14 protein-coding genes are annotated in these 15,730 nt (G+C 63.8%); 12 read left to right on the top strand and 2 right to left on the bottom strand.

What is annotated here, in order from left to right:
• Positions 1 to 20: 20 nt before the first annotated feature.
• Complete coding sequence (locus E3T51_RS16015; RefSeq protein WP_134530727.1) at positions 21 to 1,346, bottom strand: LysM peptidoglycan-binding domain-containing protein; 1,326 nt, start codon at positions 1,344 to 1,346, stop codon at positions 21 to 23.
• A gap of 209 nt (positions 1,347 to 1,555) precedes the next feature.
• Here E3T51_RS16015 and E3T51_RS16010 point away from each other — a divergent pair, with 209 nt between their 5' ends.
• On the top strand, positions 1,556 to 1,888 hold the full coding sequence (locus E3T51_RS16010) for an Rv2175c family DNA-binding protein (protein WP_369827365.1): 333 nt from the start codon (positions 1,556 to 1,558) through the stop codon (positions 1,886 to 1,888).
• A 52-nt stretch (positions 1,889 to 1,940) separates the two neighbouring features.
• On the opposite strand, the gene E3T51_RS16005 is transcribed toward E3T51_RS16010, so the two are convergent.
• A complete protein-coding gene (locus tag E3T51_RS16005) occupies positions 1,941 to 3,071 on the bottom strand; it encodes a polyprenyl synthetase family protein (RefSeq protein WP_104191894.1) in 1,131 nt (376 codons plus the stop codon).
• Positions 3,072 to 3,176: 105 nt separating this feature from the next.
• On the opposite strand from E3T51_RS16005, the gene E3T51_RS16000 reads away from it, so the two are divergent.
• The 11 genes from E3T51_RS16000 to E3T51_RS15950 all read left to right on the top strand — a co-directional run bounded on the left by E3T51_RS16000 (position 3,177) and on the right by E3T51_RS15950 (position 15,688).
• Positions 3,177 to 3,554, top strand: coding sequence for a DUF3040 domain-containing protein (locus E3T51_RS16000; protein WP_104191893.1), 378 nt, complete (start codon positions 3,177 to 3,179; stop codon positions 3,552 to 3,554).
• A 277-nt stretch (positions 3,555 to 3,831) separates the two neighbouring features.
• Positions 3,832 to 4,263: a division/cell wall cluster transcriptional repressor MraZ gene (gene mraZ / locus E3T51_RS15995; protein ID WP_092110083.1), complete on the top strand. Its 432-nt coding sequence runs from the start codon at positions 3,832 to 3,834 to the stop codon at positions 4,261 to 4,263.
• A 99-nt stretch (positions 4,264 to 4,362) separates the two neighbouring features.
• Positions 4,363 to 5,319: a 16S rRNA (cytosine(1402)-N(4))-methyltransferase RsmH gene (gene rsmH / locus E3T51_RS15990; RefSeq protein ID WP_104191892.1), complete on the top strand. Its 957-nt coding sequence runs from the start codon at positions 4,363 to 4,365 to the stop codon at positions 5,317 to 5,319.
• Positions 5,316 to 5,879, top strand: a complete 564-nt coding sequence (gene ftsL / locus E3T51_RS15985; RefSeq protein WP_104191891.1) for a cell division protein FtsL — start codon at positions 5,316 to 5,318, stop codon at positions 5,877 to 5,879. Before rsmH ends, ftsL begins: the two co-directional genes overlap by 4 nt.
• 27 nt (positions 5,880 to 5,906) lie before the next feature.
• Complete coding sequence (locus E3T51_RS15980) at positions 5,907 to 7,730, top strand: peptidoglycan D,D-transpeptidase FtsI family protein (protein WP_134530726.1); 1,824 nt, start codon at positions 5,907 to 5,909, stop codon at positions 7,728 to 7,730.
• Positions 7,731 to 7,745: 15 nt separating this feature from the next.
• On the top strand, positions 7,746 to 9,290 hold the full coding sequence (locus tag E3T51_RS15975; RefSeq protein WP_134530725.1) for a Mur ligase family protein: 1,545 nt from the start codon (positions 7,746 to 7,748) through the stop codon (positions 9,288 to 9,290).
• Positions 9,291 to 10,700, top strand: a complete 1,410-nt coding sequence (locus E3T51_RS15970; protein ID WP_134530724.1) for a UDP-N-acetylmuramoyl-tripeptide--D-alanyl-D-alanine ligase — start codon at positions 9,291 to 9,293, stop codon at positions 10,698 to 10,700.
• Positions 10,697 to 11,788, top strand: a complete 1,092-nt coding sequence (gene mraY, locus E3T51_RS15965; RefSeq protein WP_104191887.1) for a phospho-N-acetylmuramoyl-pentapeptide-transferase — start codon at positions 10,697 to 10,699, stop codon at positions 11,786 to 11,788. The genes E3T51_RS15970 and mraY overlap by 4 nt, the downstream gene beginning before the upstream one ends.
• Positions 11,788 to 13,299, top strand: coding sequence for a UDP-N-acetylmuramoyl-L-alanine--D-glutamate ligase (gene murD, locus E3T51_RS15960; protein WP_134530723.1), 1,512 nt, complete (start codon positions 11,788 to 11,790; stop codon positions 13,297 to 13,299). Before mraY ends, murD begins: the two co-directional genes overlap by 1 nt.
• 5 nt (positions 13,300 to 13,304) lie before the next feature.
• A complete protein-coding gene (gene ftsW, locus E3T51_RS15955; protein WP_134530835.1) occupies positions 13,305 to 14,618 on the top strand; it encodes a putative lipid II flippase FtsW in 1,314 nt (437 codons plus the stop codon).
• On the top strand, positions 14,615 to 15,688 hold the full coding sequence (locus E3T51_RS15950; protein WP_134530722.1) for a UDP-N-acetylglucosamine--N-acetylmuramyl-(pentapeptide) pyrophosphoryl-undecaprenol N-acetylglucosamine transferase: 1,074 nt from the start codon (positions 14,615 to 14,617) through the stop codon (positions 15,686 to 15,688). The genes ftsW and E3T51_RS15950 overlap by 4 nt, the downstream gene beginning before the upstream one ends.
• The last annotated feature ends 42 nt before the right edge of the window (positions 15,689 to 15,730 follow it).

The raw sequence follows: 15,730 nt of genomic DNA, 5'->3' as shown, positions 1-15,730 counted from the left end.
CCAGGGACTCAACTGCCGGGCTAGCCGATTTCGCTCAGCCAAGATTGCGCTGACGTTTCCCACTTTGCGTAATAGTCGGGGTAGGCCGAGATTTGCACGGCCTGGGCAGCCTGGGTCACAGTCATCGACTCCCAGCCCGCGATATCGAGCAGACCGCGGGTCACGTTGAGGTTCGGGTTGCTCGCGCCGCCGAAGAAGGCGAGGCTGGCCCGCACGGGATCCATCACCTGCTCCGGCGTTCCCCAGCCGGCACTCGGGCGCTGCTGGAACAGGCCGAGGGAATCCCGATCGCCGTAGTTCACATTGCGCAGCCCGGATTCCTGGGCGGCCGCGGCCAGCGCGATGACGAGACCGGCATTGCTCACACCGGCGCCCCGGCCGACGGCCACGATCGTCTGGGCGTTCTGTCGCATTTCCTCCGACATCGGAGTTACCACACCCGCTGTCGCCACTGGAATAATTGCGGCTAGAGAAACGGAGGCCGGTGCCGGGGGGGTCGGCAGGGTCAAGACCTGTCCGGGGTAGATGATGCTCGACCAGCCAAGGCCATTGGCGTCGAGCACGGCCTGCACGCTCACCCCGGCCGCGTTGGCCACGGCGGTGATGGTCTCGCCGCTGGCGATGGTGTGGGTGGCTGCAGCAGCGATCTCGGCGACCGGCACGACGTATGCCGCCGACTCCAGTGCTGGGGACGCCGACAAGAGGATGACCTGTCCGGGGTGGATAACACTGTCCCCGGTAAGTCCGTTGGCAGTGAGAATGTCGACGGTCTTCAGCGTGTGAGCAGCAGCGATGCCACTGATGGTGTCGCCGCTCTGCACCGAATACGAAGCGGATGCCGCCGGCGCGGCCACGACGGTCGCCGCTGTTGCCGCTGTCAGGGTTAGAGTCTGGCCCGGAAAGATCAGAGCCCGGGAATCGAGACCGTTCAATGCCAGCACGGCCGCCGTCGACAAACCGAACCGGGCAGCGATACCACTGACGGTGTCACCGTCCACGACCGGGTACTGGGCTGGCGCAACTTGGACGGCCGCCGCGGCCACCGTCGCGACGGGAGTGGTCTCGACGAGCTTCGACTTGAGCGGCTTCTTCGCCAGAACTTGAGCCTGGGCCGGAACAGCCAGATTGAGGCTGATCGCGAGGGTGCTGACCAGCACGATTGGCACGGTCAGCGATGCCGGCAGGGAACGCAGATCACTGGGCTTCTTCGCACGCCGCTTCGCCGCGGTGCTGATACCGGAGAAACCAGCACCAGAAAAAGCGACGCTGACCGCCTCGTCAACGGTCGTATTTCGAGCGGCGGACGCCGCAGCATCCGCCGTATTCGTTTTCACCCTGATCGACATGGTGCTCCGTTCATTGTGCGCACACGCGCGATCCAGCCAGCAGGGTCGTTCAGTATCGGGTCGAATGCAGCAATCCCCACTGCGAGGTTTCCACAATTAGGACACGGAGTCAATTGATCAGGCGCGCTGAGTTGGTCCGATCACGCGTGCAAAGTGCCGGGAAGTTTTGTCGCGGCACCAAATTATGGGAGGCTACAGGAGTGAGTGATGTGTCTTCAGAGCCCGAGTGGCTTACTATCCCTGCCCTAGTCAACCTGCTCGGAATGAGCCAGAGCCGCGTTCGACACCTGATCGACGACAAATACCTCCTGGCCATCCGGCGCGACAATGTCGTGTCGGTTCCGTCCCTGTTTCTGCGTGACGGCGCTCCCGTCCCCGAACTTCGCGGCACGCTGTTCGTGCTGGCCGACGACGGCTTCACGGACATGCAGGCCATGACCTGGCTGCTCGAAGTCGATGACAGCCTGGGGGTACCCCCGATCGAAGCCCTTCGGGCCGGTCGCAAGGCCGAAGTACGACGGGTCGCACAAGCCCTAGCCTGAACAGGCGTTCGCCGAAGCAGGCGATCGCCTAAATCGGCCGAATCGCCGTCGATCAAAACGCTCGACGTGTCACCCGATCGGTCAGGTCCAGCAACTTTTGCCGGGCAACGACGCTGATCGGCGCGCTGTGCAGAGCCGTCAGTGCCTCGGCAACCTGGGATGCGATGAGCGCCTCAACCCGGTCGACGGCGCCACTGGCTGTGAGGAGCTGCTGGAGGGCACGAATCTGTGCGGCATCGAGCGTTGCGTCACCGAGCTGCGCATCGAGCGATGCTCGGTCGGTGGTGCTCAGGCGTTCCCGCGCTAGTGCGATCAACACCGTTCGCTTGCCCTCCGTCAGGTCGTCGCCGCTCGGCTTGCCGGTCACGGCGGCGTCGCCGAACACTCCAAGCAGGTCGTCGCGCAGCTGATACGCCATACCGAGCGGCAGGCCAAATGCCCGCAGCGAATCCAGCTGAGCGGTCGAGGCGCCTGCCAGCGCCGCCCCAATCACGAGCGGAGCCTGAACGCTGTACTTCGCCGACTTGTAGACGATCACGCGCAGGGCCCGATCGAGTAGTTCCGCCTCCGGCTGGGCCAGCCAGGCTCGTTCCTCGAGAATGTCGAGGTATTGGCCAGCGGTGACCTCGGTGCGCATGAAGTTGAATTCGAGCCTGGCACGCCGGGCCGAGGATCGATCGGTGAGTTCATCGAGCCCCTCATCGAGCAGCTCATCGCTCCAGCCCAGCAGCAGATCGCCGAGCAGAATGGCCGACGCGCGGCCGTACGAGACGGGGTCACCAGCCCAGCCTTCACGCTCGTGTAAGCGTTCGAACAGCTTGTGGGCGCTCGGCGCACCTCGACGGGTATCGGAATTGTCGATGATGTCGTCGTGTACGAGTGCCGCCGCGTGAAAAATTTCGAGAGCGCTGGCGGCTGATACGACCGCGGCCAACCCTGCTGGGGCTGGCAAGCCCGTCGTTTGCATAACCGATTCCAGGCCGGAATCAGGCGGTAAAACACTCTGCGCCCCCCAGTAACAAAATTGGGCGCGGAACCGTTTTCCACCGCTGAGAAACTGCCGTGAGTAGTCGATGAGAGCAGTCAAATCGGAGCTGATCAGAGTCACAATTGGTTCGCGGGACATGAGGTACGCGTCGATGCGAGATTGAACCAAGTCGACCAGGCGTTTGCTTTCAGGCACGCGTATAGCCTAGCCATCCCGGCGGGGCTAGACTGAGGCTAGACGAGCTTGCCCGGTCCGACTTTGTCAAACCACCCGCTCGATCCCGAAACTGGAGGGAATGAGATGCCGCTTTCGGAACAAGAGCAGCGACTCCTTGAAGAGATGGAGCGCAGCCTCTATCACAACGATGCCGATTTTGTGGCCAGCGTTGGAGCGTCGAGGCTTCGCCCGAATTATCGTTCCATAGCGATTGGTGTGTTGCTCGCCGTCGCTGGCATCGTTGCACTCATCGCCGGTGTAGCGATTGCGCAATTGTGGCTCGGCATTCTCGGCTTCGTCGTCATGTTTGGCGGCGTACTCATTGCCGTGACGCCCGGCAGGGCCATTCGTTCGGTACCCGGACCGTCGTCGCCCGGTCGTCGCCCGGCCCAAGCTAAGTCCAACCAGGGCTTCATGGACCGATTGAATGATCGTTGGGACCGCCGGCAAGACGGGCAGTAACTCGACCGATTTCGAGCCCTCTACCGGGCGGTTATAACTCAAGAATTCGTAGTTCCGCAGGGCCGATCATTTGATCGGCCCTTTTTTGTACCCAAAAACGCACCGGCAAACTGCATTCTTAGAAATATTGCTCCATTTTCCTCCACCGTGATTGTTCAATAGCGTGCTGCATTCTTGGCGCCTAATTTAGAACATTCGCCGAAAAAACTTAGGTTGGTGGTTGAAGGTGGAGTAAAGTGGAGCTACACCTGAATCTGGCCGGAAGAAAGGGGTGAGCGTGTTCCTTGGCACCTACGCCCCTCGGCTCGACGAAAAAGGTCGCATTATTCTTCCCGCGAAGTTTCGGGATGAGCTCTCCACCGGTGTGGTGATGACGCGGGGGCAGGAACACTGCATCTACGTGTTCAGTACCCGCGAATTTGAAACCCTGCACGACAAAATCCGCCAGGCACCCGTCACGAGCAAGCAAGCTCGGGACTACCTCCGAGTGTTTTTGTCGGGCGCGAGTTCAGAAACACCGGACAAACAAAACCGCGTCACCATCCCCGGCAACCTCCGCAGTTATGCGGGGCTTGACCGGGAATTGACCGTCATCGGTGCTGGCAGCCGAGTCGAGATTTGGGACAGCGAAGCGTGGGCCACGTACCTCGCCGAGCAGGAAACCTCGTACGCCAACACGACGGAGGAGGTGATTCCGGGACTCTTCTAGCCCCTGGTGCCTGACTCCCAGCCGTTTTTGCCCTGACACACTTCCCCCGTGCCAGGTCAAAATGGAGGGGAATCAGGCCTCAGGGCCTAGCCCGGTATTATGGTCAGCAACGAAATTCACACCCCGGTACTGCTGGAACGCTGCGTTGAGCTGCTCGCTCCGGCCCTCACCAAGCCCGGTGCCGTTCTCGTCGACGCGACACTCGGCATGGGTGGCCACGCTGAAGCTATCCTGAAGCGTTTTCCCGAACTCATCCTGGTTGGCCTGGACCGCGACACCGAGGCTCTCGCCATCGCCGAGGATCGCCTCAAGAGCTTCGCAGACCGGGTACACCTGGTGCACACCGTCTATGACGGCATCGGCGAAGCCCTCGACGACCTCGGCATCAGCGAGGTTGCCGGCGTACTCTTCGACCTCGGCGTCTCCAGCCTGCAGATCGACCGCGTCGAGCGGGGCTTCTCCTATTCAAAAGATGCGCCGCTCGACATGCGCATGGACGGCACCGCTGGCCTGACCGCTGAGAGCATTCTCGCCGATTACAGCGAACGCGACCTCAAACGCATCTTTCAGGACTACGGCGAAGAGAAACTTTCCGCCCGCTACGCCAAGGCCATCGTCGAAGCCCGCGAAGCGACTCCCTTCGTTCGGTCAGCGCAACTGGTCGACGTCATCACCAAGGCCACCCCGGTCGCCGTCCAGCGCCTCGGTCACCCGGCCAAGCGCGTGTTCCAGGCCCTGCGCATCGAGGTCAACCAGGAACTGGCCGTACTGGAACGGGCCATCCCGGCCGCGCTCGAGCGCGTGCAAGTCGGCGGCCGCATCGTTGTCATGGCGTACCAGTCCCTCGAGGACCGCATCGTCAAGCGGGCCTTCGCCGCGGCATCCGGCTCAACAGCCCCCGCCGGTCTTCCAGTGGAACTGCCCGAACATAAACCGCTCTTCACCCTTCTGCTGCGTGGCGCCGAATTGGCCTCGGACGAAGAAAAAGCACTCAACCCCCGCGCGACGCCGGTTCGGCTGCGCGCTGCTGTTCGACTGAGAAGGGCCGCCGCATGAGCGACAACCTGGCACGCGTATCATTTTCCATCGAACGCGAACCTGTCGAGGCGCCGGCGCGGCGTGGATTTCGCCTTGTCTCAGCAGCTCCGAACCGCCGGGCGCGCCCGCGCATCTTCTACGCCCTCACCGCGGTGGCCGGCATGGCAGCCATCATCCTGGCCCAGCTGTTGCTCAGCGTCGGCATCTCCCAGGGTGCCTATGAAATCTCCAGCCTGCAGTCCAGCCGGTCTGAGCTTGGCCGCACGGCCGCCAGCGTCAGTGAAGACCTCGTGCGGCTATCCTCCCCACAGAGCCTCGCCTCCAATGCCGAGGGCCTGGGCATGGTCAGCAATGCCAACCCCGTCTTCCTCCGCCTGTCCGACGGCGCTGTTTTGGGCGCTCCGGCGTCAGCGTCTGGCTCGCAGGCCGGAGCGGCCAGTCTTGTTCCCAACGCCTTGCTGGCCGGTAGCACCCCGCTCTCGGCGCTTCCGGATGATGCGGCGAGGACCGGCGGAACCGTGGCGATTACGAGCGCACCGATAGTTCCGGCGGGACTCGCGGCGCCCACTACCCGATAGTTACCTCGAGTCGACAATGATGGGCAGATGAGCGTGCGCAACAGTAGTGCCCGAACCAGCAGTGCCCGAAGCAATCCGACCAACTCTCGGTCCAGCCGCCAGCGTACTGTTTTCACCATCCTTGTGCTGTTCGCTGTGATCGCAGTATTCCTGGTGCGCTTGGTGGATATCCAGGTCGTACAGGCCGATTCGCTCACCAAAGACTCCGTGGGAAACCGCTCGGTCGGCCAGGTGGTCTACGGTTCGCGCGGCGAGATCATCGATGCCGACGGCGTCGTGCTCGCTGCAACGGTTATGCGCTATAACATCACGATGTCCCCGGTGAATGCGACGCCTTTCAAGCGCACCGTCGACGGCAAAACGATTGAGATTTCGGTGGCTGACGCCGCTGCCGAAATCGGCGCAGTAACCGGTCAAACCGGTGATGCCATCCTGCAGACAATTGGGGCCGCCCTGACGGCCAATGCTGAGGCGAACTTTGCCTATATCGCCCAGAAGGTCGACGTCGATGTGCTGCGTGCCGTGCAAGACCTGCACATTCCCTGGACCTACTCCGAGAACAGCCCGAGCCGGGTGTACCCGAACGGCGCCGTAGCCGGCAACATGCTTGGATACCTGTCGGGGGAGGGTGTTCCGCAGGCTGGGCTCGAATCCGGGCAGGACGCCTGCCTCGCGTCCACCGACGGCTCGGAAACCTACGAAAAGGGCGCCGACGGCGTACGTATTCCCGGCAGCAGCGTCACGAGCACCGCCGCCACCGATGGCGGAGACGTCGTCACCACCATCGACTCCGACCTGAATTGGTTCGTGCAACAGACTCTCGCGGCCCGGGCGCAGGAAACGGGCGCCGCTTGGGCGACCGCGGTGGTGCAGGACGCCAAGACCGGCAAGCTCCTCGCCGTGGCCGACTACCCCTCGGTCGACCCGAACAACGTCGGTGGTACCGAGAACCCGGATGATCGCGGCTCCCGCGCCTTCACCCAGTCCTTCGAACCCGGCTCGACTTTCAAGGCGCTCACCGCGGCATCCGTTCTCGATGCCGGCGTGGCCACCCTGGAAACCGGGATTGTCGCGCCCTACCGATACCTGCCGGCCAACGGCGCCAATATCAACGACAGTCACTCCCACCCCGACCAAAACATGACCATGACCGGTGTGCTGATCGACTCCAGCAACACCGGCATGTCCAAGTTTGGAGAGATGCTCACCGACCAGCAGCGCTACGACTACATGAAAGCGTTCGGTGTTGGCACACCTACCGAGACCGGCTTTCCCCGTGAAGACGGCGGCATTCTGCATCCGTTCGACGAGTGGGACAACCAGACCAGCTATGCGACCATGTTCGGGCAGGGCCTGACCACGACCGCGCTGCAGGTCGCGAGCATCTACCAGACCATCGCCAATGATGGCGTGCGCATGCCGGTGCAGCTGGTCGCGGGCTGCAGGCAGGCCGACGGCACCATGACGAACGTGCCGGACCAGGTCGGCACGCGGGTGCTGTCAGAGAAGGCAGCAAACGAGACCAGCGATGTACTCGAAATGGTTTATCAAAAAAGTTGGGTGCATAGCAAGTGGAACATCCCCGGTTATCGGGTCGCCGCCAAGACCGGAACAGCGCAGATGCCCGACGGTCAGGGTGGGTACTCCGACGGGTATCTGGTGTCGGTGTCGGGCTACGCTCCGGCCGACGATCCGCAGTACGTCGTTTCGGTGAGCATCGCCGACCCTGTTAAACTGAACACATCTGCCGCACCGGCTCCGGTCTTCCAGGAGATCATGAGCCAGGTGTTGAAAAAGTACCGGGCGGTTCCCTCAGGCGCGACTGCGCCTGACCTCCCTTCCACCTGGTAAGAAAGCGAGCCCTGCGTGTCTGAATTGGCGCCGTCGGCTCTCCGTCCCGAGCATCCCGTTCCGCGGTCGTTGTCGGGATTGGTTGCCGAATTTGATCTAGAACTTCGTGGAGACATCGACGGTCTCGAAGTCACCGGAGTGAGCCTGAGCTCGCGCACGGTGCAACCCGGCGACCTCTATGTCGGCGTTCCCGGTGCGCACCTGCACGGCGCGACTTTTGCTGCCGCCGCCTCCGAGGCCGGGGCGGTGGCCATTTTGACCGACGAGGCCGGAGCAGTGCTCGCTGCGGCCAGTGGTCTGCCGGTTTTGGTCACACCGGATGCCCGCGCCGCGCTCGGCGCCGTCTCCGCCTGGATTTATCGCACCGACGACAACCCGGCGACCCTGTTCGCCGTCACCGGCACCAACGGCAAAACCAGCGTCGTTTACCTTTTGTTCGGCATCCTGAACCAACTCGGCGTCGTCTCGGGGCTCACCTCGACCGCCGAACGCCGCATCGGTGATCTCGCCGTCACGAGTTCGCTGACCACGCCAGAGGCCAGCGAACTGCACGCCCTGTTGGCCCGTATGAACGAGGCCGAGGTGCGCGCCGTCGGCATCGAGGTATCGGCGCAAGCCCTCAGCCGCTACCGGGTCGACGGCCTCGTCTTCGATATCGCTGCGTTTACCAACCTCAGCCACGACCACCTCGACGACTACCCGGCGATGGACGACTACTTTCAGGCCAAGCTCGAATTGTTCCAACCCGACCGCTCGCACCGTGGCGTCGTAACCGTCGACACCGACTGGGGGCGCCGACTCGCCGACGAATGCCGCATCCCGGTGACGACCATCAGCAATCGGGCAGACGTCGATGCCGACTGGCACATGACCGTTGTGGGGGAGTCCGCCACGCACACCGACTTCGTGCTCGACGGCCCCGATGGCCGTCGCCTGCACACCCGGGTGCCGCTGCTCGGCTGGTACATGGCCGCCAACGCCGCTCTGGCCATCGTGATGCTTGTGGAAAGCGGATTCGACCTCGGTGCCATTCAGCACACGCTGACCCGCGACGGCGGCATTGTCGCGTTCATCCCCGGTCGCGCTGAGCGCATCTCCGGTGATCGAGGGCCGCTCGTCTACATCGATTACGGGCACAGCCCGGATGCCTTCCTCAATACGCTCGCGGCCCTGCGCAAATTCACCCCGGGTAAATTGATCATGCTCTTCGGCGCCGACGGCGACCGCGACACCACGAAACGCGCCGATATGGGTCGGATCGCCGCCCAGGGCAGCGATATCGTGGTCGTGACCGACTTTCACCCGCGGTTTGAAGACGCTGCGAGCATCCGTGCCGTTCTATTGAAAGCAGCGCGCGAAGCCGTGCCGGACGGCGAGTTCTACGAGGTGGCCAACCCGCGTGCGGCATTCCGCACGGCGTTGTCACTCGCACACGAAGGAGACACCATTTTGTACGCGGGCCCCGGTCACGAGGACTACCACGAGGTACAGGGCGTGAAGCTGCCGTATTCGGCCAGGGACGACTCCCGCCAGGCGCTGCGCGAAGCGGGGTGGCTGTAAATGATCGCACTCTCCCTGGCCGAAATCAGCCAGGTCGTCGATGGTGCCCTGCACCTCGCCGGCGCGTGCGCGCCATCGGATCTCGTCAACGGATCAGTGCAGACCGATTCGCGCCTGATCGAACCCGGCTCGATCTTCGTCGCCAAGCCCGGCGCGGTCACCGACGGGCACCTGTTCGCGCCGGTCGCTGCAGCCCAGGGCGCCGCGGTGCTCGTCGTGGAACGACTGCTTGACCTGCCGGTCACCCAAATCGTCGTCGTCGACGCCGTCGCAGCGCTCGGCGCCCTGGCATCCACCGTTGTCGCCAGGGTGCGCGCCGCCGGGACGCTCAAGATTGTGGCCGTCACCGGGTCCAATGGCAAAACCACGACCAAGAACCTGCTGCGCAGCATGCTTGAACGGGTTGGCCCCACCGTCGCTCCTCGAGGATCCTTCAACAACCAGGTCGGGGCGCCGATGACGATGCTCGAGGTCACCGACGACACCCGTTTCCTGGTGATCGAGATGGGCGCCAGCAGCGAGGGCGCCATCGCTAACCTCGTGCGCCTGGCCCGACCCGACGTTGGCATCGTGCTCACCATCGGCCTCGCCCACGCCGGTGAGTTCGGCGATCTTGATGGCACCGTGCGGGCTAAGTCCGAAATGGTCACCGACCTGCTTCCCACGGATGTCGCGGTGCTGAATGCCGACGACCCGCGCGTCGCGCAGATGGCCGCGATCACCCCGGCACGCGTCGTGCGGTTCGGCCAGTATGGCCAGGTCGACGTGCGCGCCAGCGATGTGCATTCTGGGCGCACCGGAACGACGTTCACCCTGCACCTCGCCGACGGGCAGAGCGCCCCGGTCGTGTTCCCGGTGCTCGGTGAGCACCATGTCATGAACGCCCTCGCCGCCGCCGCGGCCGCGGAAGTCCTCGGGGTGTCGCTTCGCGATATCGTCGCTGCACTGCAAGCTACTACCAGGGCTGAACGCTGGCGCATGGAGGTGCTCGGCGGAAAAGACGACGTCACGATCATCAATGACGCCTACAACGCGAGCCCCGACTCGATGAGCGCAGCCCTCAAGACGCTCGCCCAGATCGGCATTCCCGGCCGGAGAACCATCGCAGTTCTCGGGGAGATGGCCGAACTCGGCGAACTGGCCGGTGAAGAGCATGATCGCATCGGGCTACTCGCTGTGCGGCTGAACATCTCCCAGATGATCGTGGTGGGCCAGCGGGCCCGCCGCATGCACATCAGCACCATCAATGAGGGATCCTGGGACGGCGAGTCGGCCTATGTCGACACGCCGGACGAAGCCTTCGAACTGGTGCGCAACAGCGTGAATCCGGGGGACACCGTGCTCGTGAAGTCATCCAACTCCGCGGGTCTGCGATTCCTCGGCGATCGACTGGGAGACTTGTTCTCGTGAGAGTCCTGCTGCTGTCCGGAGCGTTTTCGCTCGCGTTCACCCTGTTTCTGACGCCGCTGTTTATTCGACTGTTCAAAAAGCTCGGCTGGGGCCAGTTCATTCGTGACGACGGCCCCAAGAGTCACCATGCCAAGCGCGGTACCGCCACCATGGGTGGAATCATCATCATTCTGGGCGTGCTGATCAGCTATTTCACAGCCATGCTGATCGAGCAACGGCCATTCACCCCGTCACCGTTGCTTGTCTTGTTCATGATGGTGGGCCTCGGGCTGGTTGGTTTTCTCGACGACTTCCTGAAGACGCGTCACCAGCGCAGTCTCGGGCTTGGTGGCTGGTCCAAGGTTCTCGGGCAGGTCATCGTCGCGGGCGCTTTCGGTGTCCTGTCGTTGCAATTCGTCGACCGCAACGGCCAGACACCCGCCTCGACCAGCATCTCGTTCATTCGCGATCTACCCCTCGACTTTCTCAAATTGGGCACGTTCATCGGCATCGCCGTGTTCCTGCTCTGGATCTGCCTGATTGTGGCCGCGACGTCGAACGGCGTCAACGTCGCGGATGGCCTTGATGGCCTCGCCACCGGGGCATCCATTTTTGCCATCGGGTCTTTCGTGGTGATCGGCTTCTGGCAGTCCAACCAGAGCTGCTTCGGCGGATCGGATGCCGCCGACCAGTACAAGTGCTACCTCGGCCCCGACTCCTTCGACCTCGCCATCGTCGCGGCGACCATCGTCGGTGGCCTGATCGGCTTTCTCTGGTGGAATACCTCGCCGGCCAAGATCTTCCTCGGTGATACCGGTTCGCTCGCCCTCGGTGGGGCGCTGGCTGCCCTCGCCATTCTCAGCCGCACCGAACTGCTCCTGGTGCTCATCGGCGGACTGTTCGTCATGGAAGCCGGATCGGTGATCGTGCAGCGTGCCTACTTCAAAATCACCCACGGTAAACGCATCTTCCTAATGAGTCCGATCCACCACCACTTTGAGCTCAAGGGCTGGGCCGAAGTCACGGTCGTCGTGCGGTTCTGGATCATCGGCGGACTGCTCGTCGCGGCCGGTGTCGGCTCGTTCTACCTCGAATGGCTGAGCCGCTAATGAGCGATGACGCCGCTACGAACAACCGCCTGGATGACCTCACCAGCTGGCACGCGGACTGGAAGGGCCTGCGCGTTGCCGTGCTCGGCCTCGGAGTGACCGGTTTCGCCGCCGCCGACACCCTCGCCGAACTCGGCGCCGACGTGCTTGTTCTGGCGTCTGTCGGCCCCGACGAACGCTTCGACCTGCTCACGGTGCTTGGAGTGCCGTTCGTGCAGGCTGACCTGCGGGAGGTGCCCGCGGAACTCGCAGCGCAGATCCCGGAATTGATCATCGTGTCGCCCGGCTTCCATCCCGACCATCCGCTGCTCAATTGGGCGGCGGAGAATCGGATTCCGGTCTGGGGTGACATCGAACTTGCCTGGCGGCTGCGCGACAAGGTCGGTGTTCCTGCCGAGTGGATGCTCGTCACCGGCACCAACGGCAAAACCACCACCGTGCAACTCACCGCCACCATGCTCGCCGCCCACGGCAGCCGCGTTGCCCCCTGCGGCAACATCGGCGTGCCCGTGCTCGACGCCATCCGCGATCCTGCCGGGTGGGACGTGCTCGTCGTCGAACTCTCCAGCTACCAACTGCACCACCTGCCAAAGAGCGGTCCGGGCGCGCTGGCGCCGTGGGCGAGCCTCTGCCTCAATGTCGCTGACGACCACCTGGACTGGCACGGTTCGGCCGCCGCCTACCGCGCTGCCAAAGCCAAGGTCTATCTGAACACCGCCGTTGCCTGCGTCTACAACACAGCGGATGCCGCCACCCGGGAAATGGTGCAGGAAGCCGACGTACAGGACGGTGCGCGGGCGATCGGTTTCGGCCTCGGCGTGCCAGGACCGAGCGAATTGGGTATCGTCGACGGCATCGTCTGCGACCGCGCCTTCCTTCCGGACCGGTTCGAACGCGCCCTCGAACTGACCACCGTTCCGCACCTCGTATCGGCCGGCCTCGGCGCCCCGCACGTGATCATGGATGTGCTCGCCGCGAGTGCCCTCGCGCGGTCGTTCGGCGTGGCGCCGGCCACCATCCACACGGCGCTGGAGACCTTCCACCTCGACGCGCACCGCATCGAGACGGTCGCTATCGGGGACGGCGTGGAGTGGGTCGACGATTCCAAGGCGACTAATCCGCATGCGGCCGATGCTTCCCTGGCCGCCTATGAGTCGGTCGTCTGGCTGGTCGGCGGGTTGCTCAAGGGGGTCGACATCGATCAGCTCGTGCGCAAGCACGTGGGCCGCCTGCGCGGCGCGATCATCATCGGCGTCGATCGCCTGGCATTACGCCAGGCATTCGCGCGACACGCCCCCGACTTGACCGTGTTCGAGATCGACCCGGACGACACTGTATCCAACGGCGCCGAACAGGTGATGACGGTGGCGGTCCGGCTCGCTGCCGAAATCGCCAAGGCTGGGGATACGGTGCTGCTCGCTCCGGCGGCCGCGTCCATGGACCAATTCGAGAGCTATGCCGAACGGGGCCGGCTTTTCAATCAGGCAGTACACGATCTACTAGGCAGGTGACGCGGATGGTACAGGTGCCGCGTAACCCCGCTTCCCGCACCACGTCACGCCCCGTCACCCGCACCGCGCCTGTTTCCGGGCGCCCGACGCTGGCATCCGTGCAGCGGCCCGAGGCGCAAACGCCGGGCGGACCACAGGTTCGAATCCACCTCGGTCGGGTGTTCAAGGCTGAGGGCGGCAACTACTTTCTACTGCTGGGCACCACCCTGTTTCTGGTCATCTTCGGCCTCGTCATGGTGCTGTCGTCGTCGTCGGTCGACTCCTTTCTGGCCGACATGGGATTCTTTGGCGGGCTGCTCCGTCAGGGCATGTTCGCGCTGATCGGCATTCCCCTCATGCTCGTCGCCAGCCGGCTGCCGCTCGCGTTTTGGCGGCGCATGGCCTGGCCGTCACTGCTGCTCACCTGTTTCTTTCAGTTTCTGGTGGTGGCCACCGGACTCGGCCGCGGCACCGGAGGCAACACCAACTGGCTGAACATCTTTGGCATCCAGTTTCAGCCGTCTGAGGGCATCAAGGTGGCACTGGTCATCTGGCTCGGCATGATCCTGTCGAAAAAACAGCATCAACTCGACAACTGGAGGCACGTATTCATCCCGGTGTTCGGGGTGGGCGGCGGCGCCACGATGCTCGTCATGATCGGCGGCGACCTCGGAACCACCATGATCATGGCCGGCATTTTGTTCGGCGCCCTGTTCTTCGCCGGAGTCAAACTGCGTCTGCTCGCCGTCCCCCTGTTGGTCGGTGTCGCTGGCGCTATCGTGCTCGCCGTCGCGAGCCCCAATCGTCTGACTCGCATCATGAGCTTTCTCAAGGAGGGTTGCACCGAGCTGAGCGGGGAAATCTCCGCCAGCTGCTGGCAACCACTGCATGGCACCTGGGCGCTGGCTAACGGTGGAGTCTTCGGCGTGGGCCTTGGCAATTCGAAGGCCAAATGGTCTTGGTTGCCGGCCGCCGACAATGACTACATCTTCGCCATCATCGGCGAAGAGCTCGGATTGATCGGCTGCATCGTCGTGCTCGGCATGTTCATTCTGTTGGCCTTCGCCTTTTTGCGCATCATGCGAACGGCCACGACCGTGCAGGCCAAAGTCTCCACGGCCGCCGCCATGGTCTGGATCATCGGCCAGGCCTTCGTCAACATCGGCGTGGTGCTCGGAGTGTTCCCCGTGCTGGGCGTACCGCTGCCGCTGATTTCGGCCGGTGGCACCGCTTTGCTCACTACCCTCGTGGCGATCGGCATCGTGCTCTCTTTTGCGCGCGGCGACCGCTCAAGCCAAGCAGAGAATGATTTCGACGACAACGAGGCTGACCGGGCATGACCACGTACTTACTCGCGGGCGGCGGAACCGCCGGCCACGTCAACCCCCTACTCGCCGTCGCCGACCGCATCCGCAGTGTCGAAGCGGATGCCACGGTGCTGGTTCTCGGCACGGCTGAGGGTCTCGAGGCACGCCTGGTTCCGGCCCGTGGTTACGAACTTATCGTCGTGCCCAAGGTGCCGTTTCCGCGCCGCCCAAATCGGGCAGCCCTCGATTTTCTGCCGCAGTTCAACGCCGCCGTCCGCAGGGTGGCCACAATCATTCGGTCTCGAAAGGTCGATGTCGTCGTTGGTTTTGGCGGCTACGTTTCGACGCCGGCGTACCTCGCCGCCCGCCGTGTCGGTGTGCCGATCGTTATCCACGAGGCGAACGCCAAGCCGGGCCTGGCCAACAAGCTGGGCGCACGCCTGACTCGGCACGTCGGGGTCGCGTTCGCCGGCACCCCGATCCGGCATGCGCGGTTCGTGGGCATGCCGCTGCGCCCCGAGATCGAACACCTCGACCGCGCGGCGACCCGGTCAGAGGCCCTGGCCTTTTTCTCGCTCGCCCCTGAGCGTTCCGTACTGCTCGTCACCGGCGGGTCACTTGGTGCACGCAAGCTCAACGCCACCATGGTGGCTGCCGCGCGGGACCTCGTCGCGGCGGGTTGGCAGGTACTGCACATTACCGGGTCGACGGCCGAGGTCACCGACCCGCACCTGCCGAACTATCACCTGGTCGCGTACTGCGACCGCATGGATCTCGCCCTCGCGGCGGCTGATTTCGCCGTGACGCGGGCCGGATCGGCGACGGTGAGCGAGCTGTGTGCGCTCGGTATTGCGGCCGTGTACGTGCCCTACCCGGTCGGCAATGGCGAACAGCGTTTTAACGCTGGGCCGGTGCTGGCGGCCGGTGGGGGCATCCTGGTCGACGACGAGGACTTCGTGCCGGCCTTCGTTCAGGGTGAGTTGGTGACCCTGTTGGGTGACCGGGCAAGGCTGGCGGCAATGGGGAGAGCTGCGGCATCCGTTGGCGTGTTGGACGGCACCGCGCAGATGGTCGATCTTATTCACGAGGCGCTCACGACCTGAACGCCGGTTGGCACGCGTAACGTAGTGCCCGCACGAACTGTT

This window comes from Cryobacterium serini, from assembly GCF_004404025.1.
GTDB lineage: Bacteria > Actinomycetota > Actinomycetes > Actinomycetales > Microbacteriaceae > Cryobacterium > Cryobacterium serini.
This window is presented reverse-complemented; position numbering and strand designations above follow the sequence as displayed.

Bases quoted from the DNA above. Each gene is read 5' to 3' on its own strand.
- E3T51_RS15980 (WP_134530726.1), top strand. From the start codon at position 5,907: ATGAGCGTGCGCAACAGTAGTGCCCGAACCAGCAGTGCCCGAAGCAAT.
- ftsW (WP_134530835.1), top strand. From the start codon at position 13,305: ATGGTACAGGTGCCGCGTAACCCCGCTTCCCGCACCACGTCACGCCCC.
- murD (WP_134530723.1), top strand. From the start codon at position 11,788: ATGAGCGATGACGCCGCTACGAACAACCGCCTGGATGACCTCACCAGC.
- rsmH (WP_104191892.1), top strand. From the start codon at position 4,363: ATGGTCAGCAACGAAATTCACACCCCGGTACTGCTGGAACGCTGCGTT.
- E3T51_RS15970 (WP_134530724.1), top strand. From the start codon at position 9,291: ATGATCGCACTCTCCCTGGCCGAAATCAGCCAGGTCGTCGATGGTGCC.
- E3T51_RS16015 (WP_134530727.1), bottom strand. From the start codon at position 1,346: ATGTCGATCAGGGTGAAAACGAATACGGCGGATGCTGCGGCGTCCGCC.
- ftsL (WP_104191891.1), top strand. From the start codon at position 5,316: ATGAGCGACAACCTGGCACGCGTATCATTTTCCATCGAACGCGAACCT.
- E3T51_RS16000 (WP_104191893.1), top strand. From the start codon at position 3,177: ATGCCGCTTTCGGAACAAGAGCAGCGACTCCTTGAAGAGATGGAGCGC.
- E3T51_RS15950 (WP_134530722.1), top strand. From the start codon at position 14,615: ATGACCACGTACTTACTCGCGGGCGGCGGAACCGCCGGCCACGTCAAC.